At 58.3% G+C, this 15,892-nt stretch carries 11 protein-coding genes and 1 riboswitch; of the genes, 4 read left to right on the top strand and 7 right to left on the bottom strand.

What is annotated here, in order from left to right; translation table 11 throughout:
- Positions 1-7 precede the first annotated feature (7 nt).
- Both dapA and asd read right to left on the bottom strand, forming a co-directional pair.
- On the bottom strand, positions 8-898 hold the full coding sequence (gene dapA / locus ACWVX6_RS05590) for a 4-hydroxy-tetrahydrodipicolinate synthase (protein ID WP_118753608.1): 891 nt from the start codon (positions 896-898) through the stop codon (positions 8-10).
- An 18-nt stretch (positions 899-916) separates the two neighbouring features.
- On the bottom strand, positions 917-1,999 hold the full coding sequence (asd, locus tag ACWVX6_RS05585) for an aspartate-semialdehyde dehydrogenase (protein ID WP_119194775.1): 1,083 nt from the start codon (positions 1,997-1,999) through the stop codon (positions 917-919).
- 221 nt (positions 2,000-2,220) lie between these two features.
- A riboswitch (Lysine riboswitch) is annotated at positions 2,221-2,403 on the bottom strand.
- A gap of 94 nt (positions 2,404-2,497) precedes the next feature.
- On the opposite strand from asd, the gene ACWVX6_RS05580 reads away from it, so the two are divergent.
- The 4 genes from ACWVX6_RS05580 to brnQ all read left to right on the top strand — a co-directional run bounded on the left by ACWVX6_RS05580 (position 2,498) and on the right by brnQ (position 7,830).
- Positions 2,498-4,198 carry a SpoIID/LytB domain-containing protein gene (locus ACWVX6_RS05580; protein ID WP_455152591.1) on the top strand — a complete coding sequence of 567 codons (1,701 nt, stop codon included), beginning with the start codon at positions 2,498-2,500 and terminating at the stop codon, positions 4,196-4,198.
- Positions 4,199-4,280: 82 nt separating this feature from the next.
- The gene (queA, locus tag ACWVX6_RS05575) at positions 4,281-5,306 is read left to right on the top strand and encodes a tRNA preQ1(34) S-adenosylmethionine ribosyltransferase-isomerase QueA (protein WP_161273941.1); all 1,026 of its coding nucleotides are present in this window, start codon (positions 4,281-4,283) and stop codon (positions 5,304-5,306) included.
- A gap of 22 nt (positions 5,307-5,328) precedes the next feature.
- Positions 5,329-6,471 carry a tRNA guanosine(34) transglycosylase Tgt gene (gene tgt / locus ACWVX6_RS05570; RefSeq protein ID WP_118285970.1) on the top strand — a complete coding sequence of 381 codons (1,143 nt, stop codon included), beginning with the start codon at positions 5,329-5,331 and terminating at the stop codon, positions 6,469-6,471.
- A 75-nt stretch (positions 6,472-6,546) separates the two neighbouring features.
- Positions 6,547-7,830 carry a branched-chain amino acid transport system II carrier protein gene (gene brnQ / locus ACWVX6_RS05565; RefSeq protein WP_455152590.1) on the top strand — a complete coding sequence of 428 codons (1,284 nt, stop codon included), beginning with the start codon at positions 6,547-6,549 and terminating at the stop codon, positions 7,828-7,830.
- A gap of 67 nt (positions 7,831-7,897) precedes the next feature.
- Here the strand turns inward: brnQ and ACWVX6_RS05560 are convergent, their stop codons facing one another.
- The 5 genes from ACWVX6_RS05560 to aroC form a co-directional block, all read right to left on the bottom strand.
- The gene (locus tag ACWVX6_RS05560) at positions 7,898-10,900 is read right to left on the bottom strand and encodes an S-layer homology domain-containing protein (protein WP_455152589.1); all 3,003 of its coding nucleotides are present in this window, start codon (positions 10,898-10,900) and stop codon (positions 7,898-7,900) included.
- Between the two features lie 98 nt (positions 10,901-10,998).
- On the bottom strand, positions 10,999-12,384 hold the full coding sequence (locus ACWVX6_RS05555; protein WP_118480228.1) for a shikimate kinase: 1,386 nt from the start codon (positions 12,382-12,384) through the stop codon (positions 10,999-11,001).
- A gap of 3 nt (positions 12,385-12,387) precedes the next feature.
- The gene (gene aroA / locus ACWVX6_RS05550) at positions 12,388-13,659 is read right to left on the bottom strand and encodes a 3-phosphoshikimate 1-carboxyvinyltransferase (protein ID WP_455152588.1); all 1,272 of its coding nucleotides are present in this window, start codon (positions 13,657-13,659) and stop codon (positions 12,388-12,390) included.
- Positions 13,660-13,674: 15 nt separating this feature from the next.
- On the bottom strand, positions 13,675-14,805 hold the full coding sequence (pheA, locus tag ACWVX6_RS05545; protein WP_455152587.1) for a prephenate dehydratase: 1,131 nt from the start codon (positions 14,803-14,805) through the stop codon (positions 13,675-13,677).
- Entirely contained in the window at positions 14,798-15,892 is a 1,095-nt protein-coding gene (gene aroC / locus ACWVX6_RS05540; RefSeq protein WP_455152586.1) for a chorismate synthase, read from the bottom strand. The genes pheA and aroC overlap by 8 nt, the downstream gene beginning before the upstream one ends.

Below are 15,892 nucleotides of genomic sequence, written 5' to 3'. Positions count from 1 at the left end.
AGCTCCTTTAGATCTTGCAGCCGGCGTTTTCCAGCTCGCGCTTGATGTACGCGATGTGCTCCTCGCTCGGCTCAACCAGCGGCAGACGCAGACCGCCGACCTTCCAGCCGAGCAGCTCCATAGCCTTCTTGACCGGAATCGGGTTGACTTCGCAGAACAGTGCATCGATCAGATCGTGATACTGCAGCTGCAGCTTAGCAGCCTCCGGATAACGGTTGTCAAAGCACAGCTGAGTAATGTCGTGTGCAACCTGCGGTGCTACGTTGGACAGCACCGAGATAACACCCTTGCCGCCGAGAGACATCAGCGGAACGATCTGGTCGTCGTTGCCGGACCAGACATTCAGGTTGTCGCCGCACTTAGCCATGGCCTCAGCCAGCAGGCTGAAATTGCCGGATGCGGCCTTGAGACCATTGATGTTCGGATGCTTGGACAGCTCATACAGCGTGTCGGCGGTAAAGCATACACCGGTGCGGCTCGGTACGTTGTACAGAATGACAGGCAGATCGCAGCAGTCTGCGATTGCGGTGTAGTGTGCGATCAGACCGCGCTGCGTAGTCTTGTTATAGTACGGCGTAACCGACAGACCGGCATCTGCGCCGCATTCAGCTGCAAACTTGGTCAGCTCAATGGCGTATGCGGTGTCGTTGGAACCCGTGCCGGCAATGACCGGAACACGGTGGTTGACATACTCACAGCACCATGCCAGTGCTTCGCGGTGCTCCTTATCGTGCAGGGTAGATGCCTCGCCGGTGGTGCCGCAGACAACAATGGCATCCGTGCCGTGTGCAATCTGGTGGTCGATAATCTTGCCGAATTCTTCGTAATCGACCTCACCGGTGGACTTGAACGGCGTGATAATAGCAACCGCAGCACCGGTAAAAACAGGCTTCTTCATAATAAAACGGTGACCTCCTTAACGGTCCATGTAGCCCTCGGCGCAAAGCAGCTCTGCCATCAGAACAGCGCCGCCTGCTGCGCCGCGCAGAGTGTTGTGCGACAGGCTGACAAACTTGTAATCAAAGATGGTATCTTCACGCAGACGACCGATGGAAACACCCATACCATTCTCGAGGTTGCGGTCCAGCTTGGTCTGCGGACGGTTATCCTCTTCAAAGTAAGTAAGGTAGTGCTCCGGAGCGGACGGCAGGTTCAGTTCCTGTGCGCGGCCCTTGAAGTTGTTCCAGCGCTCGATCATAACTTCCTTGCTCGGCTTGTTCTTAAACTTGACCGAAGCGGCAGCCATGTGACCGTCAGAGCATGCAACGCGCAGGCACTGTGCGGAAATAACCGGAGTGGTCGCGGGCTCGATGTGGTCGCCCTCGATGTGGCCCCAGATCTTCATCGGCTCCTTCTCGCTCTTCTCTTCCTCGCCGCCGATGTACGGAATAACGTTGTCTACCATCTCGGGCCAGGTCTCAAAGGTCTTGCCGGCACCGGAGATTGCCTGATAGGTGCAGACGGAAACCTCGGTCGGCTCGAAGTCCATCAGAGCGGACAGCGCCGGAACGTAGGACTGGATCGAGCAGTTGGACTTAACGGCGATGAAGCCGCGCTTGGTGCCCAGGCGCTTGCGCTGTGCCGGAATGATCTCGGCATGGTCAGCGTTGATCTCCGGAATGATCATCGGAACGTCCGGGGTACCGCGGTGAGCGGAGTTGTTGGAGCAAACCGGGCACTCGAGCTTTGCGTACTTCTCCTCAAGGGCGCGGATCTCGTCCTTCTTCATATCTACTGCGCAGAAGATGAAATCAACCTTGGAGGCAATCTCCTCTGCGTCGGCAGTTGCATCATACATAACCATGTCCTTGTACTTGTCGGGCATCGGAACGGTCATCTTCCAGCGGCCCTCACAAGCCTCGGCATAGGTCTTGCCCTTGTTTCGGCCGGATGCAGCGAGCGCTACGACGTCGAACCACGGGTGGTTTTCCAGCAGCAGGGTGAAGCGCTGACCTACCATACCGGTCGCGCCGACGATGCCTACTTTGTACTGCTTCATGTTTATCAAATCCTTCCAAAAGGTATTCTAACAAAGAAATTATGTGATGAAAAACATACAGAAAGAATATCCAGAGGCGACTTCGGATGATTCGGCAAGAGCAATTTTCCGCAAAGTGTCGCAGACGAATTGTACGGAGTTACCTCAAAAGAAAAATACCGGTTGAAAAACCGGTATGATCTATACTATAATAGAGGGAGCGGAACAAACCGCTGCGCTCTAAACAGAATAGCTCTCCACCGGCGTTTCCGCTGATGACAGACGCTGGGATATTTTCCGACGGCGTCCAGCACGGCCTTTCCGCAACAAGCACCGGCTTCGGCGGAGGTCCCTTTCCCGGGTGATTATCGGGTCTGCGGACCCTTCCAACCGGTACTGATGAAAACCGCACCTCTATCTGTATTGATACTTTCGCTTTTTATTTTAGAATATACCCTTGAGTTTGTCAATAAGAACAAGGCGAAACAAGGATAAAAAATAAAACAGGAGTTGATAAAAATGAAAAAGCTGTTATCCATGCTGCTTTGTGCCGTGATGACGGTCACCTGCATCGGTGCTGTTCCGGCACATGCAGCGAGCAGCGATACACGCCTGCGTGTCGGTCTGACGATCAGCGGCGCTTCCACCTTTGCTGCGCCGCAGCTTGAAAATGTCAGCGGCTACAGGACCGGCTACACGGTCGGCACCGTCAGCGGCACCGCGTTCTCCGGCAGCAAGTCGATCACGAGCAGTGCGCTGACCGTCAAGCTGGTGAACGATGCCTTTCAGGTCAGCGATACCGACAGCGGCTCGGTGCTGTATACGTCCGCAGCGGGTGCAGACCATATCGCCATCCGTCCGAACAGCACGCTGACGTGGTTCAAGGGCTATAAGTGGCACGGTGATTTTGTGTACCGCCGCGCATCGAACGGCAACATCACTGTTATAAACTATGTGGGTGTGGAGGATTATGTGAAGGGCGTGCTGCCGTACGAGATCGACCCGGACTGGCCTGCCGAAGCACAGAAGGCGCAGGCAGTCTGTGCTCGTTCGTTTGCACTGGGCACACACAAGCACGGCAGTGAGTACGATCTGTGCAACACCACGAACTGTCAGGTGTATCTGGGCGCCAACCGTGCAACCGAGGCCTCTGACGCGGCAGCAGATGCGACCAAGGGTGAAACGCTGTCGTACAACGGCAGCTCGGTCATCGGTTACTTTTATTCGTCGGACGGCGGCGCAACCGAGGACGCAGCGAACGTCTGGGGCGGCGATTACGCGTATCTCAAGGGCAAGGCTGACCCGTATGAGGACCCGAACAAGGACAGATGGACGGTGACGCTCACCGCAGATGAGATTCAGCAGAAGGTGAATGCCGCAGGCTATTCCATCGGCAAGGTGGCAAATGTGCAGGTCACAAAGCGCACCGCAACCGATAACGTAAACGAAGTCACCGTGACGGATACGAGCGGCAAGTCGGTTACGATTTCCAGGAGCAGCGTCCGCACCGTGTTCGGTCTCAAGAGCATTCGCTACACGATCACGCCGGTCGGCGGCTCGGGCAACAAGACCAGTCTGCAGGTCAAGGCTTCGACGCATAACGTCAAGGTCAACGGCAAAACCGTATCTCCGCAGGGATATTACATTGTAAACGGCACGCAGTATGGCAACAATTATTTCAAGCTGCGCGATATTGCCTATCTGCTGAGCGGCACTAAAGGTCAGTTCAACGTCCGTTGGGATAAGGAGAATGAACGCATTCTGCTGACCTCCGGCACGGCGTATGAGACCGTTGGCGGTGAGCTTGCGGATTCGTCCACGGCAGTGGAGAAGATCGGCAAATCCACCTCGACGATTGTGCTCGACGGCGAGGAAATCACACTGGACGGCTACATCATCAACGGCAACAACTACTACAAGCTGCGCGATATCGGCAAGGCGATCGGCTTCGACGTTGATTTTGAGGATAACACCGTGCTCGTCAAAACCACAAGCGACTATTCCGGCGATGACGAGGATGCAAACAGCGGTAATTCGGGCAATACCGGCTCGAATACCACGCCGACCGTTACCAATCCGACCAGCTATACGTTCAACGGCTCCGGCTGGGGACACAGCGTCGGCATGAGTCAGTGGGGCGCTTACGCAATGGCGCAGAAGGGCTTCACCTATGACCAGATTCTGAAATTCTACTTTACCGGCATTGAGATTGCCGAGTAATCTGTAAAATCAACACGCAAGGGAGGAAAAACGGCAGGGGCGCTCAAGACGATATTGTTTTAAAAGCGTCCTTGCCTTTGTGATGAAGAAAAGCGATTTTTATTTTGATTTACCCGAACGCCTGATTGCCCAGCATCCGCTGGAGCAGCGCGACGCGTCCCGCCTGATGGTGCTCGACCGCAGGGACGGTTCGGTGACACACCGCCATTTCCGCGATCTGCTGGAGTACGTGCAGCCGGGCGACTGCATGGTGTTCAACAATTCCCGTGTCATTCCGGCGCGGCTGATGGGCCACGCTGTCGGCCATGTTACGCCGATCGAGGTGCTGCTGCTGACTGACAAGGGCGACGGCCTGTGGGAATGCCTGACGCGTCCGGGCAAAAAGACCCGCACCGGCGTAGAGCTGACCTTCGGTGACGGCCTGCTGACCGCAACCGTTGAGGCGGTTCAGCCGGACGGCAACCGCCTGATCCGTTTCCACTATGAGGGCATTTTCCTGGAAATCCTCGACAAGCTCGGCACCATGCCGTTGCCGCCGTATATCAAGGAAAAGCTGGATGATCCCGAACGCTACCAGACGGTTTACTCCAAAACACCGGGATCTGCAGCTGCACCGACCGCCGGCCTGCACTTCACGACCGAGCTGCTTGACGCGCTGAAAGCCAAGGGAGTAAAATTGGCGTTCGTGACGCTGCATGTCGGTCTGGGTACGTTCCGCCCGGTCAAGGAGGATGAGATCACCGACCACATCATGCACTCCGAGTATTATATCATGGACGAAGAGACCGCGGGGATCATCAACGATACGCGTGCCGCAGGCGGCAAGATCTGGGCGGTCGGCACAACAGCCAGCCGCACGCTGGAGACCATCGCGGCTGACGACGGTACCGTGCGCGCACAGTCCGGCTGGACGGATATTTTCATCTATCCGGGCTATAAATTCAAGGCAGTCGATCATCTTGTGACCAACTTCCATCTGCCGGAGAGCACACTGATGATGCTGATTTCGGCATTTGCAACACGAGAAATGGTCATGAACGCGTATCAGGAAGCCATTAAGGAAGAATATCGTTTCTTCTCGTTCGGCGATTCGATGCTTTTGTATTAATAAAACAGGATAAGAGGGAATTATGGAAATCGGAAAATTTAACCTAATCAAAACCGAGGGCCGCGCCCGTCGCGGCGAGTTCTGCACGGCACATGGCGTGGTACAGACGCCGGTATTCCAGAATGTCGGCACAGCGGGTGCCATCAAGGGTGCGGTTGACGCGTTCGATCTCAAGGAGCTTGGCTGCCAGATTGAGCTGTCCAACACCTATCATCTGCACGTCCGTCCGGGCGACCAGATCGTCAAGCAGATGGGCGGTCTGCACAAATTCATGCGCTGGGACGGTCCGATGCTGACCGACTCCGGCGGATTTCAGGTGTTTTCGCTGGCGACCCTGCGCAAAATCAAGGAGGAAGGTGTAACCTTTCACTCGCACGTTGACGGCCGCAAGATTTTCATGGGACCGGAGGAGAGCATGCGCATCCAGTCCAACCTTGGCTCGGATATTGCGATGGCGTTCGACGAGTGTATCGAAAATCCCGCGCCGCGTGAGTATGTTAAAAACTCCATTGACCGTACCACGCGCTGGCTCAAACGCTGTAAAACCGAGCTTGACCGTCTGAACACGCTTCCGGATACGGTAAACCCGCACCAGATGCTGTTCGGTATCAATCAGGGCGGCACTTATGACGACCTGCGTATCGAGCATATGCAGGCAATTGCGGAGCTGGATCTGCCGGGTTATGCCATCGGCGGTCTTGCCGTCGGTGAAAGCACCGAGGTCATGTACCATATTCTCGATGTTGTTCTGCCGCATGCGCCCGAGCATAAGCCGCGCTACCTGATGGGTGTCGGCACACCGAGCAACATTATTGAAGGTGTCGCTCGCGGCATTGATTTCTTCGACTGCGTTATGCCGACCCGCAACGCGCGTCACGGTCATCTGTTCACGCATAACGGCATCCTGAACATTATGAATGCCAAGTACCAGACCGATGACCGCCCGATTGAAGAAGGCTGTCAGTGCCCGACCTGTCAGCGGTTCAGCCGCGCTTATCTGCGCCACCTGCTCAAGAGCGGTGAAATGCTGTCACAGCGGCTGCTCGTCATGCACAATCTGTGGTTCTACAACCACCTCATGCAGGAAATCCGCGACGCACTCGATAACGGCACATTCGAGGCTTACCGCGCAGAATACAGCGAAAAAATGAGCAAACGCATCTGACCCGGATGCAAACCCGAGCGCTATTGTCCCGCGATGATGGCGCTTTCACTATTCAAAAGGAAGGGGAGAACTGCTATGCAAAAGTTAAACCGAAGAAGCCTGCTTCTGGTAGGTTTTACGCTGTTTTCTATGTTTTTCGGCGCCGGAAACCTGATTTTCCCGCCGTATCTCGGTGCACAGGCGGGCACTGTCGCGTGGCTGGCCTTTGTCGGCTTTGCGGTCAGCGCGATCGGTCTGCCGGTTATTGGCGTGATCGCTGTCGCGCGTGCAGGCGGGCTGTCCGAGCTGACCGGGCGTGTGCATCCGCGATTTGCGCAGATATTTGCGCTGCTGGTTTACCTGTCGATCGGTCCGTGTCTGGCCATCCCGCGCACGGCGAGCACATCGTTCCAAATGCTTGCGCCGCTCATTGGCGGAGATGCAATGCGGCAGCTGATTTACTCTATCGTGTTCTTTGCGGCAGCGTTTTTCGTTGCACTGCACCCGGAAAAGCTGACAAGCTGGCTCGGACGCATTCTGTGTCCGACGCTGATCGTACTGATTTTCGTGCTGTTTTTCGGCTGCCTGTTTCATCCGGTGGCAGAGCATTACGGCGTGCCGACCGCAGACTACGCTTCGCTGCCGGGCCTGACGGGCATTCTGAATGGCTACCAGACAATGGATACGCTGGCGGCACTCAATTTCGGCGCGGTTATCGCGCTGAATATTCGGGATTACGGTATCGAGGACGAACAGCAGGTGCGCCGCAGCACCATCCGTGCAGGCTGGATTGCAGGCGCAATGCTGCTTCTGGTTTACGCGATGCTGACGCACGTTGGCGCACTGTCCGGCGCGGCATGGCCGGGCGGCTCGACTGGCGCGGACACGCTGAGCAATATTGCCAGAGGTCTGTTTGGTCCGGTCGGGCAGGTGCTGCTTGCCGCAATTTTCGTCATTGCATGCTTCAATACCTGTGTCGGTCTGATTGCCTGCGTTGGCCAGTATTTCCATGAGCTGCTGCCGCGTATTCCGTATCCGGCCATTGCGGCGTTCTTTGCTGCGGCCAGCATGATTATTTCGAATATCGGTCTGGCGGGTATTATCCGTCTGTCCACACCGGTGCTGAACGCGATTTATCCGGTCGCTATCGTACTGATTGCACTGTCGTTCCTCCCGAAGCCGGAGAAACACTGTGCGGTTTACCGCCTCTGCATTGCCTTTACTGCGGTGCAGAGCATTGCCGCGGCATTCCCGATTCCGGTCGTGTCGCCGCTGCTGCGGGCACTGCCGCTGAACGCACTCGGCTTCGGCTGGCTGATGCCGGCTGCGGTCGGTCTGTTGATTGGCTTGCTGCTTCCGAAGAAAACTGAAAAGGCATAAGAAAACACCCGTCAAGATTTTTCTTGACGGGTGTTGCTGTTGTAAAACTGCAGTTCCGGGACGGCTATTAGAACAGAGCCAGAATTTTCGCAATCTCACCGCGGGTGATATTGCCGTTCGGTCGGATGGTAGCATCCGAGTAACCGCCGATGACACCGGCGGAAACGCAGGTCTTGACTTGCTCGGTCGCCCACGACGGAATCACGGACGCGTCCGTATAATTCAGGCTGACCGCCGCATAGCCGCGCGGCAGGCAGCGGCCGATGACCGTCATAACCTCAGCGCGCGTCATGGTGGCCTGCGGGTTGAAGTACAGCTTACCGTTGCTGCCCGAGCCGTTCATAATGTTCGCACGCGAAACTGCGGCAACTGCGCCGCGTGCCCAACTCGGGATGCTGTCCTCATCAGCAAAGCCGAGCGTGCCGGAGGTGCTGGAGGTATCCAGATTCAGCAGACGCGCCATCGTCACCGCGAATTCCTGACGAGTCAGGTTGCGGTTCGGGCGAAAATAGGTGCTGCCGTTTGCGGTTTCGCCCTTCATGATGCCGCGTGCGCTCAGCAGGGAAGCGTAGCCGTTCGCCCAGTGCGACGCGGTATCCGCGAACACGTTGGATGCCGAACCGGCGGTTACGGTCGCACAAACGCGCGTGCGGTTGCCTGCATCATCGGACACGTCGGCAGTCACGGTATGCGTACCGGCAGACAGCGTGCCGGTTGTAATGGTCATGGTCGAGCCGCTCATCACAGCTGCACCGGAAACGGCTTTGCCGTCCACCTTGACCGCAATATTGCTTGCGCGGACCGGATATTTGCCATTTTCCATGGTGGCAGTGCCGGAAAGCGCGGCATTTGTGCCGATGCTGACCGTTGCCGAGGTCGTATTCAGCTTGACCGACGGCGCATCTGTATTCGTCACCGCATGATCTGCGCTCAGTACGATCTGGTCGAGGTACAGCGCCGAGCCGCCGGAGCCTGCGCCGGATTTGTCAAACCGCAGACCGGTGAACTGCTGTGCGCCGTCCGGCACGCTTGCCGTCAGCTGTTTCCAGCTGTTGCCGGTTGCAGCGGACAGGGGAGCGGTCAGCTCATTGCCTTCCGCGTCGGCAAACACCGCCGTGAGCGTGCCTGCCGTGTTCCTGCTGTGCGCCCACAGTGTCAGGTGCTTCATGCTCGAAGCATCAGCCGCCGGAACGGAAATCGTAAAGCCGTCCGTACCGGTGCCGTTCCACATCGCCTTGAGCGAACCGGTGCCGCGCGCCACCGAGGTGTAATCCGTCACCCGCGAGAGCGTCACGCCGTCCGATGCGGTCAGATCGTTCAGACCGTTTTCAAAATCCGCAACGGTGTAAGCGCTCTGCGCATCGCCCATACCGACATTGATCGGAATGGACTTGCTTACGCTGCCATACGAGCAGGTGAGCGTGCCGGAGGCCATCCGGCTGCCCGCAGTGAACACGCCGTCCGCATTTACCGCACCGACATCGCCGGACACGCTCCACTTGAAGCAGGAATCCGCAGCTCCCATCGTATGACCGAGGTGATACGCGAGCGCATCTACGTTGATGCTCTGGCCCGGTTTGACCGAGATAGAGCTGAGCGCTTTGCCGCCGCTCTGCAGTGCGATCGAGTCTACACCGGTGGTGATGCACACGTTCATCGAGCCGGAAATCGTGCCGTTTGAGCCGGTAATGGCCGCACGTCCGGCCTTGCTGCCCGCGGTGAAGGTTTGGCCAGAGACCGTGCCCAGTTCATCATTCACCGTGTAGCTGAGGTCGGTCGGTGCGTCTGCCGAGGCGTAAGACGCATCTGCACCCTTGACCGAGAACCAGGTACTTCCGCCCGGGAGCACATAGCGGTGACTGGGCGTGAGCACAGCATGAGCCGTCACACCGTCCGACGCGATGTTGTTGACAAAGAAAATGTAGTTGGCGCACGCGCGCTGCGAGCCGTCCGACGGCTGGGAGATCAAAGCTGCTGTGCTCTCGCCGGGATTGCGGACCGCCATTGCGGAGGAGCCGCCGCCATCCAGACAGATGGCGCGGACACAGCCGAGCTCCTTCAGCTCCTGACCGAGTTCTGCCGCCGTCAGGCCGACGCTGTACGAGGACTGGTTGCCGTCGATTTCGTACAGAACAACCGTGCCGTCCGCCTTCACGCCGACTGCGCTGCGTGCTCTGCGGGTCGAGCCTGCGTCGATGCCGTCGGTCGTGATCGTGCTGTTGTCCATCAGCAGCTTACCGCCGACCGCATACTGCACGTCGCTCCAGCTGCTGTCGTTCGCTGCGATGGACAGCGTGACTTCTTCGCCAATCTCGAAATCCACCCACGAGGGCACATTTGCGCCATCCGACTTGGTGAGCACCATCTGGTTTTTTGTGATCGTAATGGGACTGCTGCCCGTGCCCTTGTTCACGACCTTGAGCTTGACCGAGCCGTTGACCTTGACCGGTGTATCATCCACGCGCTCGAGGATAATGCTCGTGCCCTTGGCTGCAAAGTGCGTCGAGTCATCGTAGTTGTGATCGAGCAGGTACGCGCCAGCCGTCGTGCGCGTCTTATTGAAGTAAGATACGTTGACCGTGCCGCTCTTGCCGCTCACGCGGATGCCCATAGTCGGGCGGCCGAGGACGGCTGTGCCGTCCTGCTTGAAGCCGACCGCATACTGCCAGGCATCGGACGAAATGAGCTCGCCGCTGTCGATGACCAGACCGATCGGAATGCCGGTAGACATAACGAAAAAGTCTGCATTCATGCCGCCAAGCACGGTTTTTCCCTGGTTCTGCAGATATTTCACCGCATTTGTGATGGTGGCCTTGCTGCCGTACAGCTGTTCATCGGCGTAGACCATGAGGGGCGTTACACCGGTGTTCGGCGAGTACGTCAGCACGTTCGCGCGTTGCAGACCGGCACTGTCTTTGCCCTCGGTGCGGCTGTACTGCAGACCGCTGCCGAGGGAGTAGGTGTAGCTGAAGCTGTTGTCGAAAACGGCTCCGGCAGCGCCTGCGCATAGCTGCAGAGCGGCAAGCGCGGCTGCAATCAGGCGATAGGGACGTTTGACTGATGTTCTCATAATCCTTGAGTTCCTCCTTTTATTGCGGGTGTGAAAAAGGGACATACTTTTCAGTATGTCCCTAATTGTAAACGCATCTGGTGGATTTGTCCAGTGCTTTACACGCTTTTTACTACTTTTTCCAGAACCTCGGACAGCTTGGGACTGCGCACCGCGATATCGGCCACTCGATGGTAGAGCGCCTTGCGCGCATTGTACAGGCGGTGTGTTTCCGCCTGCTTGTCCGGCTTATTGAGCAGCGGGCGATTCGTGGAATAGGAAAGGTTCTTCATAATGCGGTAGAACGGTGTGTCGAGCAAGATGAGCAGACCGGTCTCCTTGACAGCCGCCACATTCTCCGGACGGAGGACAGAGCCGCCGCCGAGCGCAAGCACAATGCCGTCTCTCTGAGACAGCTCTTTAATATACGCGGTCTCGCGGTCGCGGAAATAGGCTTCGCCCTTTTCAGCGAAAATCTCGGAGATTTTCTTGCCTTCCTTCGCCTCAAGGTAGATGTCCGCATCAATAAATTCCAGTCCGGTCAGACGCGCCAGCTTACGGCCGATGGTGGTCTTGCCGCTGCCCATAAAGCCGCACAGCACCAGATTTTTCTTGCCATGCTTCTCGTGCAGACGCTTGACCGCCATTTTGCCGTAGGTGCGGCGCAGAATGGTTTCGCATGCCTGCGGCTTGAAGGTCACGCCGGTCCAGATGGTCTGCGCATGCGCCGCCTGCATGACCAGCATGAACAGTCCGTCGCGTGTTTTGGTCTTGCGCGGATTGGCGAGCTTCATGGTCGAGGTCACCGGCGGATTGTAGATTGCATCGAACACATACTCGGTCTTGTGCGGCAGATAATGCAGCGGAGCCGCGTTTTCCTTCGGGTACATGCCCACCGGCGTGGAATTGAGCACGATATGAATATCGCGCGGAATGTGCCGGCGGCTGAACACGGAAATGCGTGCGCCCGGAACGGCATCGGTCAGCTGCTTCTGCAGGGCCTCCGCCTTCTCGAGGTTGCGTCCCGTGATGATTAGGTACGCGCCCTGCGTCACGCAGTGGTATGCCATCACGGAAGCCGCGCCGCCATAGCCGAGCAGCAGCACCTTTTTACCCTGGAGCGATACGCCGTCACGGTTCAGCGACTCCGCAAAGCCGAGGATATCCGTGTTGAAGCCGGTCGCCTTGCCGTCCGCAAAGCGGACTGTGTTGACCGAGTGCAGGTCGCGGGCAGCAGTGTCAATCTCATCGAGCAGGGGGATGACAGCCTTTTTGTGCGGAATCGTGCAGTTGATGCCGCCGAGCTTGCGCTTGGCCAACTCGAACGCTTCCGGTAAATCCTCGGGCGGCACGGCAACGCCGATGTAGTCCGCGTCCTGACCGGAGGCCTCGAACAGCTGCGCGTGCAGCTCCGGGCTCATCGTGTGGCCGAGCGGCCAGCCAAACAGGGCGTAGGTGGTCTTTTTCGGCTCGAAAGCGCGAAATTCGTCCATGGAAAGCAGCATAACTCAGTCCCCCAGACGTTCGAGGGTGTTGAAGAAATCGGGGTAGGAGATGGCAACGACCTCCGGCTTGTCAATGCGGCTTGCGCCCTCGGCTGCCAGACCGAGCACGGCAAGGCTCATCGCAATGCGGTGGTCCTTATAGGTCTCGAAGGATGCGCCGTGTGGTTTGGCACCGCCGTGAACGATCATGCCGTCATCGGTCTCCTCAACGTCCACGCCTGCCTTGGTCAGCTCGGTGACCATAGCGGCAATGCGGTTGGACTCCTTGACCTTGAGCTCCTGCGCGTCGCGGATAACGGTCTCGCCCTCAGCGAATGCAGCGGCTACCGCGATAACCGGCAGCTCGTCGATCAGACGCGGGATGATAGCGCCGCCGACCTCCACGCCGTGTAGCTTGCTGTACTTGACGGTCAGGTCGCACATCGGCTCGGCCTCATCGCGGAAGTTCGACTCGGTGATGTCCGCGCCCATGTCGCGCAGAACGTCCAGAACGCCCGTGCGGGTCGGGTTGACGCCCACGTTTTTAATCGTCAGCTCACTGCCCGGAATGATCGCACCGGCAACGAGGAAGAACGCCGCCGAGGAAATGTCGCCCGGAACGGCAATATCGACCGCATGGAGATCCTCCGGCGGGTCGAGCGTGATGGTGCTGCCGCTGGTCTCAATCTCAACGCCGAGTGCGCGGAACATGCGCTCGGTGTGGTCGCGGGAGGGAGCCGGCTCGATAACGGTCGTCTGACCCTCGGCGTACAGACCTGCCAGCAGGATGGCGCTCTTCAGCTGAGCGGATGCTACCGGCAGACGGTATTCAATACCGTGCAGCTCGCTCGGGAACAGGGTCAGCGGGCAGAAATTGTCGTTCTTGCCCTCAATGGACGCGCCCATTTCACGCAGCGGCTTCATCACGCGGCCCATCGGGCGCTTCTGGATGGACGGGTCGCCGCTCATGGTAACGGTGAACGGCTGACCGGCCAGAATGCCGCACAGCAGGCGGGTGGTCGTGCCGGAGTTGCCGGTGTACAGCGCTTCCGACGGCGCTTCGAGACCGTGCAGACCAACGCCTTCCACGATAACCTCGTCGTCGGTGATGTTGATCTCGACACCCATCTTGCGGAAGCAGTCAATGGTGGACAGGCAGTCCTCGCCCATCAGAAAGCCGGTGATGTGGGTGGTGCCGTTGGCAAGTGCGCCGAGCATAACGGCACGGTGCGAGATGGATTTGTCGCCCGGCACGGTAATTTCACCGCGCAAAGGGCCGCAGGGTTGAATTTGCATGGGTTTGTACTCCTTTTATTCGTTAGGCACGCAATAGCTGCCGATTACTTTGATATAGGGAAGCTCCTCATGAAGCTGATACAGCAGGGACTGCACCGCATGGTCGCGCATGTTGCCGGTGAAATCGACATAGAACACATAGCACCACGGGCTGTCCTTGAGCGGACGCGAGTGGATTTCGGTCATGTCGATGCCGTAGTGCGCGATGGTGTCCAGCACGGTGATGAGCGTACCGGACGCGTTCGGGATGTGGAACGCGATCTCGATACGGTTGTCCTCAGGCTGGCAGGTCAGCGTTCTGCTGACGGCGATGAAGCGCGTTTCGTTGTGCTTCATGTCGTTGATGCCCTCCGCGAGGATGTCGAGGCCGTAGCGCACAGCCGCCTCCTGCGAGCAGATGGCAGCAAGGCTCTTGTCGCCCTTTTTCTGCACGTTCTGCGCCGCAATGGCGGTGTTCGCCACCTCGATGGCCTCCAGATCGTGCGCGGAAATGAAGCTGTGGCACTGCGGCAGCGCATGCGGATGCGAGCAGACACGCTTGACATCCTCGAGCTTTGTGCCGGGCACCGCCGCCAGACAGTGCGAGATTTTCTTGATGTACGAGCGGTTGATGTACAGGTCGTAGTCGAGCAGCAGGTCATAGACTTCGCTGACCGTGCCTGCCGTCGTGTTCTCGACCGGCACAACGCCGATATCGGCCTTGCCGTCGCGGACGGACTGGAAAACCTGCTCCCAGGTGGGTACGTTCTGCGGTTCGCAGCTCGGGAACAGCGCCCGCGCGGCCAGCTCCTGATACGCACCCGGACCCCCCTGATAGAACACAGTTTTCGGCTCGATAAGCGATTCATTTGGCTTAAATGGGAACTTTTCCGGCGCCTGACGCAGAATTTCACTGTACTGATACTCACGGCTCGCGCGGATCATGCTCTGCAGCAGGGAAACGTACTTGAGCTGCAGCTCCTCCTCCATACCGGCGGAGCGCTTCTCAACGATTTCCGCTTCGCGGTCCGGCTTGTAGATTTTATCATCCGACTGGGCCTTGGTCTTTGCGACCTCGAGAGCCAGCGACATACGCAGCAGGAACAGCTCTCGGATAGCGGAGTCCACGCGGTTGATATCCTGACGGATTTCGGGAAGTTTACGCATGATAACCCTTCGCCTCCCTCAGAAGATCTGCCAGTGCAACGGCACAGGCGGCCTCGACCACCGGCGCGGCGCGGGTGACGATGCACGGGTCGTGCCGTCCGTGGATGGACAGCGGCTCGATCTTGCCGGTGCGGATGTTGAGCGTATCCTGCACCATGCCGATGGACGGCGTAGGCTTGATGCACGCGCGTACGATGAGCGGCATGCCGCTCGTGATGCCGCCAAGGATGCCGCCGTTGTTGTTGGTTTCGGTCTTGACAACCCCGTTTTCCTCATAAAACGGGTCGTTTGCGTGTGAGCCGCGCAGCGCAGCGAAGGCAAAGCCTGCGCCGAACTCCACGCCCTTGACGGCGGGCACGCCGAACAGGATAGAGGACAGGCGGCTCTCCACGCTGTCGAGCATCGGGCTGCCGATACCGGCCGGCAGGCCGACCGCTGCGCACTCGATGACGCCGCCGACCGAATCCTGTTCCTCACGCGCTTCCTCGATAGCGGCCAGCATGGCCTCGAGCGCACGCGGATTGTTCACCGGGTATTCGGCGTTCCGCAGCGCATCCAGCTGCTCGGCGGTAACTTCCACATCGTCGAACGGCATATCCTGAATCTGAGCGATGGACTGGATGTGCGCGCCGACCGTCACGCCCTGTTCCTTGAGCCACAGCTTGCACAGCGCACCGGCAAACACCAGCGGAGCCGTCAGTCGGCCGGAGAAATGGCCGCCGCCGCGCGGGTCATTGCAGGAATCGTAGCGCAGCATACCCGTGTAGTCTGCGTGGCCGGGACGCGGCTGCGCCGCCAGTTCGGCGTAGTCGTTCGAGCGCTGATTGGTGTTGCGGATGACGGCACAGATGGGCGTGCCGGTCGTTTTGCCGTTGTAGATACCGGACTGGATTTCCGGCTTGTCCGGCTCCTTGCGCGCGGTGGACTGCTTGTTGCGGCCCGGTGCGCGGCGCTCCATCTCGCGCAGGACAAACGCCTCGTCATACATAACGCCGGACGGGAATCCGTCGATCACAACGCCGATGCCCGTGCCATGCGATTCACCGAAAATGGAAATTTTAATTGCATTGCCCCAGGTAGAACCCAT

Source organism: Butyricicoccus sp., assembly GCF_977037065.1.
This window is presented reverse-complemented; position numbering and strand designations above follow the sequence as displayed.

Coding starts and splice junctions, on each gene's coding strand:
- dapA (WP_118753608.1), bottom strand. CDS start 898: ATGAAGAAGCCTGTTTTTACCGGTGCTGCGGTTGCTATTATCACGCCG.
- asd (WP_119194775.1), bottom strand. CDS start 1,999: ATGAAGCAGTACAAAGTAGGCATCGTCGGCGCGACCGGTATGGTAGGT.
- ACWVX6_RS05580 (WP_455152591.1), top strand. CDS start 2,498: ATGAAAAAGCTGTTATCCATGCTGCTTTGTGCCGTGATGACGGTCACC.
- queA (WP_161273941.1), top strand. CDS start 4,281: ATGAAGAAAAGCGATTTTTATTTTGATTTACCCGAACGCCTGATTGCC.
- tgt (WP_118285970.1), top strand. CDS start 5,329: ATGGAAATCGGAAAATTTAACCTAATCAAAACCGAGGGCCGCGCCCGT.
- brnQ (WP_455152590.1), top strand. CDS start 6,547: ATGCAAAAGTTAAACCGAAGAAGCCTGCTTCTGGTAGGTTTTACGCTG.
- ACWVX6_RS05560 (WP_455152589.1), bottom strand. CDS start 10,900: ATGAGAACATCAGTCAAACGTCCCTATCGCCTGATTGCAGCCGCGCTT.
- ACWVX6_RS05555 (WP_118480228.1), bottom strand. CDS start 12,384: ATGCTGCTTTCCATGGACGAATTTCGCGCTTTCGAGCCGAAAAAGACC.
- aroA (WP_455152588.1), bottom strand. CDS start 13,659: ATGCAAATTCAACCCTGCGGCCCTTTGCGCGGTGAAATTACCGTGCCG.
- pheA (WP_455152587.1), bottom strand. CDS start 14,805: ATGCGTAAACTTCCCGAAATCCGTCAGGATATCAACCGCGTGGACTCC.
- aroC (WP_455152586.1), bottom strand. CDS start 15,892: ATGGGTTCTACCTGGGGCAATGCAATTAAAATTTCCATTTTCGGTGAA.